The organism is Campylobacter sp. RM12651, assembly GCF_022369475.1.
In the GTDB taxonomy this organism is placed as follows: Bacteria; Campylobacterota; Campylobacteria; order Campylobacterales; family Campylobacteraceae; genus Campylobacter_E.
On record NZ_CP059600.1, the window covers coordinates 606,786 to 619,743 of the forward strand.

Sequence of the window (12,958 nt, forward strand, 5' to 3'; positions counted from 1 at the left end):
TATGAAAGAAATTTCTTGTTTTTTAAATGTAATTACAGAAGATGATAAAGAGTTTTTAATTAAATCATTAGATAATGATATAAATAGTATTAAATTATTAGAAGATAGTTTAAGTGAAATTTATAAAGGTTCTCGTATAGTTTTAACCAATAATCATACAGCAGCACACCATTTGGCTTTAAGTGCGATTGATTTAAAGCGTGGAGATAAGGTAATTTGCTCTGTAAATTCATTTCCAACAATTGCTCAAAGTATTAGATATTTTGATGCTGAACCTATTTTTGTAGATGTTGAGCTTGATAGTTTTAATATTGATATAAAGAGTTTAGAAGAAGCACTAATTAAACATAATCACAAGAAATTAAGAGCAGTTTTTGTAAATCATACCGCAGGGCTTGCAGCAAAACTTGATGAAATTAGAGCTTTATGTGAAAAATACAATGTATCTGTAATAAATGATTGTGGTTTTGCACTTGGTATGGAGTATAAAGGCGAATTAGTAGGAACTAAGGATTTAATATCTTCTTTTGGGTTTAATGCGATGAGAAAAGACCCTGTGTTTGCAGGCGGATTTTTAGTAATTAATGATGAAAAAGTTTATGAAAGAGCAAAATTATTAAACTCAAATGGAATTTCATCAAATGCTTGGGGAGATGATGGCAATCTTGGATATTTTTATGATGTAACAGATATTGGACACGAGTATGAAATCACTAAAGTATGTGCGTCTTTAGCTTTATCTAAAGTAAAAAATTATAAATATTACTTAAAAAGAAGAAGAGAAATAGCAAATATTTATAATGAAGAGCTAAAAGGTTTAAAACATATTAAATTGCCTACAACAACCCCAGAACACACATTTTTAAGATACATAATAAAGGTTGATAAAAATAGAGATAATTTTGCTAAAAAACTAAAAGAAATGGGGATAAATACAGGAATTCATTTTATACCTTTAAATTTCTTAAGCTACTATAAACAAAAATATAATCTAAAAATCAATGATTTTCCAAATGCTTTAGCAAACTATGCTCAGATTTTATCAATACCAATTCATATAAATCTTAGCGATGAAGATGTAAAAAGAGTTTGTGATGCTATAAAAACTCTTGATTCAAGCTGGATTTAATGGGTTTTATTGATAGATATTTTTTTAATCCTAATTTATGGCAAAAGATTTTAATTTTCACTCTTTTGCCGTTTTCTTATATATATTCTTTTATTGCTAGTAAAAACTTTAAATCTACAAAGAAAAATGATTTTAAAATTCCAATAATTAGCGTAGGAAATATCAGCGTAGGCGGTAATGGTAAAACCCCATTTTGCAAGGCTTTAAGCGATATGCTTTATCCTATTTATAACGATGATATTTTTATTATTCTTCGTGGTTATAAACGCAAAAGCAAAGGTTTGCTTGTAGTAAAATTGCGTAATCAAATTCTAAGTGATTATTTAAACGCAGGTGATGAAGCATTAGAACACGCTTTATTTACAAAAGCAAATGTAATAGTTAGTGAAGATAGAATTAAAGGCATTCAAAAAGCACTAGATTTAGGTGCAAAATGTGTTATTTTAGATGACGCTTTTTCTAAGACAAATATAAAAAAATTTGATATTTTATTAAACTCAAATATAAAATATAAATATAATTTTACCCTTCCAAGTGGAGCTTATAGACTTCCTAAAAGTTATGAAAAATTTGCAGATTTTAATGCTTATCAAGATTTACATTTTAAAAGGACTTCTTTTATTAAATATATTAAAGAAGATATGATTTTAATATCAGCTATTGCAAAGCCTTTTAGATTATTGCAATATAAAGATTTAGTAAAAGCTTATTATTTTTATAACGACCATTCAAGCTTTAATAAAGAAGAGCTAATAAATCTTATGCAAAAGCACAATGCAAAATATATTTTGCTAACTAAAAAAGATTATGTAAAAATAAAAGATTTTAATTTAGAAACTATATTAATTGATGAAGAATTAATAATTTTTGATGAGTTAAAAACAGCTATATTTAATTATTTAAAGGAATTTAATGTATCTTATAAAGACAACCAGCAATGATTTAGAATTGCTTAAAAAAATTGCAAATAAAATAATCAAAAAAGAGCTTAGCAAGTGTATTCATATTGCTAAAATTACAAGTATTTATAAATGGGACGGAAAAATTATTAATGATGATGAGTTTAGTTTAGAAATAAAATCAAAAAATATAAAAAAGGTTTATAAAATAATCAAAAAACACCATAATTACGAATGTTTTGAGTTTGTGTATTATAAATTTAAAGCAAAAGATAAGTATTTAGAATTTTTAAAGGAGAAATAATGATATTTTATTCAAGTAGAGATGAAAACATTACAAGTGATTTTGCAAATGCACTTAAAAATCCACTCTCAAGCGATGGGGGATTGTTTTGCCCTAGTAAATTGCAAGTATTTAATAAAGATGAATTAAAAGGTTTGGGTTATAAAGAATTTGCTAAAAAGATTTTTTCAAGTTTGAGTGATGATTTGAGTAATTTTGAAAAGAGTTTAGATGAATATTTAGATTTTGATACTAAAGAGCCTTTTGTTATCAAAAAACTTGATAGTAAAACTGATATATGTGAATTATTTCACGGAAAAACTAGAGCTTTTAAGGACTTAGCATTAGCACCACTTGCAAGACTTATGGATAATGATAAACATTTAATTATCTGTGCTACTAGCGGAGATACAGGCCCAGCAACTCTTAGTGCATTTAGTAAAAACAAAAGCTCAAAAGTAGTTTGTATTTTCCCAAAAGGAAAAACAAGTGCTGTTCAAGAGCGTCAAATGGCTAATGTAGATTATGGTAATTCTTTAGTTTTAGCAATTGATGGTAATTTTGATGATGCTCAAAGCACATTAAAAAATCTATTAAATGATAAAGAATTTAAAGAAATTGTAAAAAATCAAGGCTTAAATCTAAGTGCTGCAAATTCACTTAATTTTGGAAGAATTACTTATCAATTGCTATATCATTATTATCTTAGTCTTCAATACAAAAACCCAATAAATGTGATAATTCCTAGTGGGAATTTCGGTAATGCACTTGCTTGTTTTTATGCTAAGCAAATGGGTGCAAATATAGATAAAATCAAAATCGTAAGCAATGAAAATACAATTCTTTATGATTTCTTTACTACAGGCGAATATGATTTAAGAAATCGTGAGTTTAAATGCACTTATTCTCCTGCTATGGATATTTTAAAATCATCAAATCTTGAACGCTTAATGTATTATTTCTTCGGAGCTAGTAGAACTAAACAATTATATTTAAGTCTTGAAAGTGATAAATATTTTAAAATTACTAAAGATGAACTTGCTAGATTAAAAGAACATTTTATAGCTTATAAATGCAGTGATACCGAAACTTTAGAAAATATTAAAGCTTATAAAAATTATTTATTAGACCCACATACAGCAACAGCGATTAATGCTCTTGATGATAGTTTTAATGTGATTTGCTCTACTGCTGAATGGACTAAGTTTACCCCTAGTATTCAAAAAGCTTTAGGCATATTTAAAGATGAATTAAGTGGCATTAAAGATTTGGCTAAAAAGTATAATTATAAGCTGAATGATAGTCTTTTAAATGCTTTAAATTCAACTAATTATTATGCAAAAGATATAAAAGTAGATGAGATTAAAAAAACAATAATAGAATGGATAAAACAATGATTATAATTCCTGCTAGACTTAAATCAAGTCGTTTTAGTGAAAAGATTTTAGTGCCAATCAAAGGCATTCCTATGTGTATTTACACAGCTTTAAATGCTAGTAAGGCTGATAGGGTTGTGATTGCTACTGATAGTTCTAAGGTATTAGAATTGGCAAAAGAATATAATTTAACAGCTATTTTAACAAAGCAAACTCACGAAAGTGGGACTGAAAGATTAGCTGAATGCGTTGATATTTTAGGTCTTAATGATGATGAATTAATTATAAATCTTCAAGCAGATGAGCCTTTATTTGAGCTTAGTAATTTAATTAAGTTTAAAGAATTTTGCAATGAATTTAAGAATGAATTTTTTATGGCGAGTTGCTATACTATAAAAGATACTCCAAGTGATGAAAATATGGTAAAAGTAGTCCTTGATACTAAGCAAAATGCTATATATTTTTCAAGAGCACCAATTCCTTATGATAGAGATAAAAAGGGTGTAAAATACAATCATCATTTAGGCATATATGCTTATACAGCTAAGTCTTTAAAAGAATTTATAACTCTTAAATCAAGTTTAGAACATATTGAAAAATTAGAGCAATTAAGAGCTATTGAAAATGGCAAAATCATTAAAATGTGCGAGATTAATACAAAGTCTTTTGGTATTGATACAAAGGCTGATTACGAAAGATTATTGCAGGTTTTAGAAAATGACAAATGAGCTAATTTTAGCCATTATTAGTATTGTATTTTTTATAGTTTGCATTATTTTTTATATTCGTTATATAAATATTTTTAAGAGTGAAAGCTCGCTTAAAAACGAGTTTTTATCTCTTGCTAAAGATAAAGAATATTTGAGTGTTTTGAGTGAGAATTTAAAACAAGAATTAAATAATTATAAAAATAATTTAGTGCAAATTGAAAATGAAAGAAATAATTTAAATATTCAAAACTCGGCTTTAAGCGAAAAAATAAGTAATCTTGAAAATGATTATAAAGAATTAAAAAATGAGAATAATTTTATAAATGCTGAAATAGCAAACAAACGTAATCAAAATGAAATTTTAAATACAGAACTTTCAAGGCTAAATGAAGAGCTTAAAAATACTAAAGAGCAATTTGAAAAAGAGTGCGAAAACTTAAAAAATACAAAAGATATTTTAGATAATTTATCTTCTAAATACCATTTAGAAAATGCTAAAAACGAAGCTTTAAACGAAAAAGTAAAATTGTATGAAAACAATTTAAAATCTTTAGAAGAAAAATATGAAAATACTTTAAAAACCTTAGAAAATAACCTAAAAGAGCAAAATGAAAAAAGCTCAAAATTAATTTATGAAGAAAACACAAAAGTATTATTAAATAATTCAAATGAGCTTTTAAATAAGATTTTTAGCCCTTTAAAAGAGCAAATTAGCGAATATGAAAAAGCTTTATTAAAGCAAAATACAAGCATAGAAAATAATATAAAAACAATGTTTGAAACAAGTCAGAATTTGGGTAAAAAGGCTGATGAATTTGCTAATATTTTAAAAGGTGATAAAAAAGCTCGTGGGGATTTTGGAGAGATTATGCTTAAGCAGTGTTTATTATCTAGTGGGCTTATTGAAAACGAGCATTTTTTTATGCAAGAAAGCTTTAAAGATAGTGATAATAATACAAAAAGACCAGATGCGATTGTGTATTTTGAACCTAACAAATGCGTTATTATTGATTCTAAGTTCTCTTTACCAAGTAGTGATAATTTAGAAGTTTATAAAGATGAAATTGCAAATAATTTAAACGCTAGGATAAATGAACTTGCGAAAAAAGATTATGAATTAGCAGTTGATTTTGCAAATGAATATGTGATTTTATTTGTGCCTTATCAAAATATTTTAGATTTAGCCTTAGAAAGTGATTCGCAGATTTTTAAAAAAGCCGAAGCTAAAAAGATATTTTTAGTAAGTCCTACTACGCTTTTTATGGGACTTAAAATGATTTATTTTGGCTGGAAAAACTATGAAGTAAATCAAAACGCTTTAAAAGTCTTTAATGAATTTGGTAAATTTTATGATAAATACGCTAGTTTTTATGAAGATTATGAAAAATTAAAAAAACAATGCGAAAATGGTTTTTTAAAAATTGATACTCATTTATATGGTAAAGGTAGTATTAGCTCTCGTTTAGAAAATCTAAAAGCCTTAGGTATTAAAAACAAAAAAGAATTAAGCGAATTAGCAAAAGATTTAAAAGATAGTGAAATTACTAGATTGATTGATGAAAAATAATTAAAGTATTAATTATTTTTAAAAGTTTTATAGATTAAATAATAAATTATAAATTCTTTTAAAAGTTCTATTTTAAGGGGATTTTTTTAAAATTTTTGAATTGTTTTTTTAAAAAAATTTGTTATTATTTATAAGCATACATTTAGGAGAGAAAATGATTTTTTTAATACCATTAATTATATTTATAGGAATACTTTTTGGGATTGATTACATATATTTTCAAGATGATGATAATAATGTAAAACAAGAAAAAGTTATAAAAAAACAAGAAGTAAGCAATGTAGATGAATATATCAAAAAGTATACAAAATGATAAAACAAGCTTTAATTGATACTTTTGCCGTTGCTGTTGCTTATATAGTAATTGGTATTGCATTTGGTATTCTTGCTTATTCAAATTCTTTTAGTTTTTTTGAAGTTTTTGTGGCTGCTGTTTTTGTTTTTTCTGCGTCATTGCAATTTTTATTATTATCTTTACTTAGCTCGGGTGCTAGTTTAGTAGAGATTTTAATAGCTTCAAGTTTGCTAAATCTTAGACATTTTTTCTATGTTTTAGGAGCTTTAAAATATTTTAGAGATTTAGGCTTTATAAAATACTATGCGATTTTTACTTTAACTGATGAGAGTTTTGCCTTACTTAGTGCAAAAGATTATGATAAAAAAACTGCCGTATTAATTCTAACTTTTAATCATTTTTATTGGATTTTTGGTTGTATTGTAGGGTATTTTATAGCAAGTTTTGCTAAGGCTGATTATAGTGCTTTAGGATTTTCTTTAAATGCTTTATTTATAGTTTTAGCTTACGAACTTTACATAAAACATAAAGAAAATAAAGTATTTTTCATAGCCTTAACTCTTGGGCTTATAGGTTTATTTTTCATAGATAAACAATATATGATGTTAAGTTGTATTTTTTCAGGAATTTTTATATTGATTTTAGGAAAGAAATTATGTCTTATACGATGAGTGCTTTATTAATTGCTGGTTTTAGTGCTGTTGTTTTAAAGGCTTTAGCTTATATATTTTTTGGGACAAAAAAACCAAATGAGCTTTTAATGTATCTTGAAAAACATATGCCACTTTTGATTATGGTTATCTTAGTTTGCTTTTTATATAAAGGATTAGATTATGAAAACCCACCTTATGCAAGTGATTATTTGGTGGCTGGGCTTGTTGCCTTAATCTCTCATATAATGTTTAAAAAAGGTTTTATTAGCATTATTTTAGCAACTTGTGTTTTTTATGTTTTACACGAAATTATTTTTTAGGAATTTAAATTGAGATATAGTGTTTTATTACTTAGTTTATTGTTTTTGAGTGCTTGTGGTGGTGGCGGTGGTGCTGCTAGTGTAGAGCCAAATAGTTCAAATAATCAAAGCACAATTAATAAAGATTATACAAATTATTTGCCTACTGCTAATTTTAATTTAGAAGATAGTTTATATAATAGTAGTTATTTAAAATTCACACCGCAAAATTCTTCATCAAGCTATGTTACAAATATAGGCTTTAGCTCTAATTGGAATCAAGGTTTTTTAGGAACAGGAATAATCTTAGCTATCCTAGATACAGGGACAAGTGATTTAAGCAAATTAGCTTTTAATAATCATTATGAATATAAGGAAGTAGATAGAGCGCATTGGAAATCACTAGATTATAGATTAAAAAATACTAATTTTACTGCTAACACTTACAAAAGTTCTGTTTTGATTAATGAAAAAACAAAAGCAAAAGCAACTCATGGAATGCTAGTAATGAATACAGCAAGTTATTTAGCAAAGGATATAAGGTTTGCTAATGTGCCTTTGCCTTTACTTGATTCAGATGGAAATAAGTTAAGTTCAGGAGATGATGTAAATCTTGCTGCTACAATTGATTATTTATCAAATAGCGGGGTAAGATTTTTTAACCGCTCATTTGCAAGAACAAAAACAATAGATACTAGTGAAGATAATATCGGGGTATTTTATCCAGCGATTATGCAAAATAATGCTCTTGTAGTTAGTTCAGCGGGAAATGAGGAAACAACAGGAGATTTTTCAGCTCATGCTTTACCTATTAATAGCCCACTTAGAAAAGGTTGGATAATTGCACTTGGTTATTATGATAAAAAACCAAAAGAAGATTACAAAAATATTTATTATATTATGGATAATGGGGTTAAAAAATATGTATATTCTGCGGGAAATACTTGCAAAAAATATGGTTGGGATGATTGTATAGCAGCTCCTTTTTTAATAAATAATAATGCAGGAACTAGCTTTAGTGCCCCAGCTATTTTAACTCTTGGTGCTTTAATTTATGAAAAATATCCTTGGATGAGTAATGATAATATTAAAGAGAGTATTTTTACAACGGCTTATAAGGTTTATGGAGCAAGCGAAAGCGAAGTTAAAGCTCATTTTGGAGAAGGCATTATAAATCCAGCAAAAGCAATGAATGGAGTTGCAAGTTTAAGGCATGATTTTAATGCTAATGTGGATATAGATAATTTATATTTATTCTCAAATGATATTAGTGGTAATGCAGGGCTTATTAAAGATGGGATTGGAACTCTTGCTTTAAGTGGAAAAAATACTTTTACAGGAGATATAAGTATCAAAAAAGGTGTTTTGTGGCTTAGTAATTCAAATAAAGCTAGTATCACTAATAATTCTATATTAAGAATGAGTAATGCTAGTGCTGCAAATTTAACTAATAATGGAATTTTAGTTAATGAAGGAATGGAAGTTAATAATCTAAAATTAGCTAATACAAGCGTAGTTTATACAAATATAGGTGAAAAATTTAATGTAATTAATAAAGCTACTCTTAATGGGGATTTAAATGTAGTTGGGGTTAAATACGGCTATACTTTAAATAAAGAAAGAGAAAATATCTTAACAGCAGGAAGTATTGAAGGTGAGTTTAAAAATATAAAACCAAATTCTACATTTTTGAAATTAAGCGAACCAATATATGATGAAAATAATTTAAGTATTAAGGTAGATAAAATTGATGATTTAAATACTTTACCTGAATTAAATGCTTATGCTAAGAAAAATTACACAAGTTTATTTTCAAAATTTGATAGATTGCTTTATGAAACAAAAAAGCCTGATTTACCATTGGATACGGCAAATTATAAAGAAGTGAATTTAAATGGTGGTTTAAGCGAAAATGAGTTTTTAAAATACAATATGATTGCAAATGCGATAATAAATACAACAAAAGATGAATTAGCATCTACTACGAAATTATTATTTGCAGAAGATATTTATACAAACTCAATTTTAAATATCGCAAGGATAAAATCACTAAATAAAATAAGTTTTGATAATTTCGGAGTAAGTTATAATTACAATAAAATTAGTGATTTAAAAGAAAGTTCAAGTGAATATAAAATAGCTAATAATTTTGATAATTTAGGTCTTGCTTTTGTTTATAATGACGCTAGGATTTATAATGATAATTTTAAAAACAATTCAAGAACTTTAGGCTTTTTAGCAGGTTATAAAATAGATTTAGATGATTATTATTCTAAGAATTTGATTTCGTATTTTGATATTAAAAATAATGCAAATAGATTTGATTTAAGCTCAAAATTTAAAAATAAAGCCTTTTTAATCTCAAGTGAATTAGGATTAAATAATAATATTAGTCCTTATTTTAGGTTAAATTATTTGAAGTATTTTCAAGATAGTTTTAGTGAAAATAGCAATCTATTAGCTTTATCGTTTAATAAGTTTAATAAAGACTTTTATTATGCTAATTTAGGAATTAATTCTAATTTTGCTTTTAAAAAGCTAAATCTTAAAACTTATGCTGATTTAGAATATAATTTCAATAAAGATTATTATTTTTTAGCTAAATATGATTTTTCTGATGAATTAAAAATATCAAATGGCTTTTATAAACAATATTTATTTAATTTAGGTATTAATTTATCTTATCGTTTAAATAGTAAAATTAATTTTAATTTTGATTATAATAATTCATTTGCTAAGAATTATTTTGCAAATAAATTTAATTTAGGATTTTTATATGAATTTTAAACTATCATTAATTGCTTCTATATTTTTATTAAGTGCTTGTGGTGGTGGAGGCGAAGCTAATACTCAAACTCCTAATATAAAATCTTCACAAAATACTTCTATTTCAAGACCACATAAACCTACAGCTAAAGTATCAACTAATGAGAATTTTCAAAACATAGTTGAAAATGCCAAAATAACTTCGGATTATTCTAATTTGCCTGTAATTAATATACCTAAAAAAACCAATATAGCCACTAAGTTAAACACTAAAACTGATACTGCTACTATTAGTGTTTTTGCCAAGCTTTATGATACAAATTTAGCTACTTTTCAAAGTGCAAATAATCCATCAGGCTATTCAAACAAAGAAGTTGCAAGGTCAAATAATAATCAAACTAGCTATGGATTTAGCCCTAATTGGAATCAAGGCTTTTTAGGAAAAGGAATAATTATTGGGGTAAATGATTCGGGGACTGATGATTTAAAAAATGTCTTAGTAAATAAGTATTTTGATTATAAAAAGACAAATCACACTAAATGGAATTCATTGGCAAATAGGATAGATGATGATAATTTTATAAGTAAAAACTATTCAAATTCTTTTTTAAAAGATAGCAATAATAGTCCTATTTTACACGGCAAAAATGTAATGAATACTGCAAATACAATTGCAAGTGAGATTAAATTTGCAAATATAGTAAATCCTATTAGTAAAAGTGAAATTGGCGATGATATTAATTTAGCCGCTACAATTGATGCTTTATCAAATAGTGGAGTTAGGTTTTTTAATCAATCTTATGAATATAGTAATTTAGATTATTCAAGTCCAAATACAGGCATATTTTATACAGCAATTATGAAAAATAATGCTTTAGTTTTTAATGCAGCAGGTAATATTACTGATAATATTAATAAGCCTTTTACAACCCACGCAATCCCACTTGATAGTCCTTTAAGAAAAGGTTGGGTAATTGTTTTAGGATATAAAACAGATACTGCAAGAGCAGATGAATATGGTAAGCATTTTTACATACAAGATAATGATGGGGCAATTAAAGAAGTTTTTCATCACGGAAATACTTGCAAGAAAAATGGTTGGGATGATTGTATTTCAGCTCCTTTTGAGATAAATGGAGTTGAAGGCACAAGTTATAGCACCCCAATAACTGCTAGTGTGGCGGCTTTAATTTATGAAAAATACCCTTGGATGAGTAATGATAATATTAAAGAGAGTTTATTTACAACCGCATTTAAGGTTACAAGCACTACAAATAATGCTGATGATATTAAGGCTCGTTTTGGGGTAGGGGTTTTAAATCCTACTCGTGCTATGAATGGGGTTGCTGAGTTTAGAAAAGACTTTTATGCCAATGTGGATTTAGATAATTTATATGTATTTTCAAATAATATTAAAGGTGATTTTGGTCTTATTAAAGATGGAATTGGGACTTTAGTATTAAGTGGGGATAATACTTTTAAAGGTAATAGCGAGATTAAAAACGGCACATTGTGGCTAACTGGCAAGAAAAATCAAGCGCATTTTACAAATACAAATGGTGTTTTAAGAGTAAGCAATACAACTGCAAGTGGTATTACAAATAATAGTGTTTTAATAAACGAAGGTTTAACTTTAGGTAGCCTTGAATTAGGTGCAAATAGCAAGATTTATTCTAATTTAGGCGAGAGTTTTAGAGTTTTAGGTAATGCTAAATTAGACGGGGAATTTAATTTAGTAGGTGTTAAATCAGGTGCAAATATAACTCAAGGTCAAAATGTAGATATTCTAACGGCAAGAAGCATTGAAAATAGATTTAAATCGGTGCAATCATTAGTAACTTTTTTAGAAATTAATGAGCCAACTTATACTAATGATAAAGTAAGCGTTATGGTTAAAAGAATTGATTTGAATAAAATTAATAATTTAAATGATTTTGCAAGCAAAAATTATCAATTATTGTTTAATCAACTTGATAATTATTTAGAATACGAAGTTGGCAAAAGAGATAAAACAAGCGATGATTTAGCTTATAATAATATTAATTTAGATGGGCATTTAAGCGAAGCTGAATACAATTTAAGAAGAGCTGATTTGTTTTATGCTAGTATTTTAAATACTACTCAAGACGAATTAGTAAAAAATACAAATAAGCTTTTTGCTAATGATTTATACGATAATAGTTTAATGAATATTGCAAAGGTTAAAAGTATTCAAGCAAATGATTTAAAAGATGATTTTAATATAGAACAAAGCTATAAATATAATAAAATTAATTCTTTAAAAGAAAGCTCAAATGAGACTTTAATTAGCAATGCTTTAATAAAAGATGATTTTAAATTCGCTTTAGGTTTTGTTTATAATAATTCAAATATTTATAATGATGATTTTAAAAACAATGCAAGAACTCTTGGCTTAATTGCTAATGCGAATTTTAATTTAGATGATTTTTATATCAATAATAAATTAAGTTATATTAATACTTTAAATAAGACAGAAAGATTTGGCAATTATGCGAAATTTTATGATAATTCTTTAGCATATACTTTAAAATTTGCTTATAAATTGAATGATTTTTATCCTTTTGTCGCTTTAAATGGTATTTTTTATAAACAAAATTCTTTTAATGAATTAGGCAATGATTTTAGCGTAAGTGTTAATAGCTTTAAAAAGTTTTTTACTTATTCAAATATAGGACTTGAGTATAAGAAAAATTTAAATTATTTAAACTTGTTAGCTAGTGTTGATTTAGAATATAATTTTTACAAACATTATTTATTAAAGGCAAAAAATATAAGCTATCAAAATAGCATTGATATTAGTAATGGTTTTTCAAAAAAACTATTAACTAATATTAATTTAGGTTTAGGTTATTCTTTTAACGATAGGCTTAATCTTGGGATAAATTATAAGTTAAATTATGCTAAAGATTATTTTGCTAATAAATTTATGTTGGGTATTAATTATAATTTTTAAGGAGCTT

11 protein-coding genes are annotated in these 12,958 nt (G+C 26.0%); all 11 read left to right on the forward strand.

Going from position 1 to position 12,958, the window contains the following annotated elements; genetic code table 11:
- Window position 1: 1 nt before the first annotated feature.
- The 11 genes from AVBRAN_RS03075 to AVBRAN_RS03125 all read left to right on the forward strand — a co-directional run bounded on the left by AVBRAN_RS03075 (window position 2) and on the right by AVBRAN_RS03125 (window position 12,951).
- Complete coding sequence (locus AVBRAN_RS03075) at window positions 2-1,129, forward strand: DegT/DnrJ/EryC1/StrS aminotransferase family protein (protein ID WP_214117856.1); 1,128 nt, start codon at window positions 2-4, stop codon at window positions 1,127-1,129.
- Window positions 1,129-2,070: a tetraacyldisaccharide 4'-kinase gene (locus AVBRAN_RS03080; RefSeq protein WP_239803528.1), complete on the forward strand. Its 942-nt coding sequence runs from the start codon at window positions 1,129-1,131 to the stop codon at window positions 2,068-2,070. Before AVBRAN_RS03075 ends, AVBRAN_RS03080 begins: the two co-directional genes overlap by 1 nt.
- Window positions 2,042-2,332 (forward strand): divalent cation tolerance protein CutA, encoded by a 291-nt coding sequence (gene cutA / locus AVBRAN_RS03085; RefSeq protein ID WP_214120292.1) that lies wholly within the window; start codon window positions 2,042-2,044, stop codon window positions 2,330-2,332. Before AVBRAN_RS03080 ends, cutA begins: the two co-directional genes overlap by 29 nt.
- A complete protein-coding gene (thrC, locus tag AVBRAN_RS03090) occupies window positions 2,332-3,708 on the forward strand; it encodes a threonine synthase (RefSeq protein ID WP_214117853.1) in 1,377 nt (458 codons plus the stop codon). The genes cutA and thrC overlap by 1 nt, the downstream gene beginning before the upstream one ends.
- A complete protein-coding gene (gene kdsB, locus AVBRAN_RS03095) occupies window positions 3,705-4,415 on the forward strand; it encodes a 3-deoxy-manno-octulosonate cytidylyltransferase (protein ID WP_214120293.1) in 711 nt (236 codons plus the stop codon). The genes thrC and kdsB overlap by 4 nt, the downstream gene beginning before the upstream one ends.
- On the forward strand, window positions 4,405-5,964 hold the full coding sequence (gene rmuC, locus AVBRAN_RS03100; RefSeq protein ID WP_214117851.1) for a DNA recombination protein RmuC: 1,560 nt from the start codon (window positions 4,405-4,407) through the stop codon (window positions 5,962-5,964). The genes kdsB and rmuC overlap by 11 nt, the downstream gene beginning before the upstream one ends.
- Window positions 5,965-6,118: 154 nt before the next feature.
- A complete protein-coding gene (locus AVBRAN_RS03105) occupies window positions 6,119-6,277 on the forward strand; it encodes a hypothetical protein (protein WP_214117850.1) in 159 nt (52 codons plus the stop codon).
- On the forward strand, window positions 6,274-6,930 hold the full coding sequence (locus AVBRAN_RS03110; RefSeq protein WP_214120295.1) for an AzlC family ABC transporter permease: 657 nt from the start codon (window positions 6,274-6,276) through the stop codon (window positions 6,928-6,930). Before AVBRAN_RS03105 ends, AVBRAN_RS03110 begins: the two co-directional genes overlap by 4 nt.
- A complete protein-coding gene (locus tag AVBRAN_RS03115) occupies window positions 6,915-7,232 on the forward strand; it encodes an AzlD domain-containing protein (protein WP_214117848.1) in 318 nt (105 codons plus the stop codon). Before AVBRAN_RS03110 ends, AVBRAN_RS03115 begins: the two co-directional genes overlap by 16 nt.
- Before the next feature lie 9 nt (window positions 7,233-7,241).
- Complete coding sequence (locus AVBRAN_RS03120) at window positions 7,242-9,998, forward strand: S8 family serine peptidase (RefSeq protein WP_239803529.1); 2,757 nt, start codon at window positions 7,242-7,244, stop codon at window positions 9,996-9,998.
- Complete coding sequence (locus AVBRAN_RS03125) at window positions 9,988-12,951, forward strand: S8 family serine peptidase (protein ID WP_239803530.1); 2,964 nt, start codon at window positions 9,988-9,990, stop codon at window positions 12,949-12,951. Before AVBRAN_RS03120 ends, AVBRAN_RS03125 begins: the two co-directional genes overlap by 11 nt.
- Window positions 12,952-12,958: the final 7 nt, after the last annotated feature.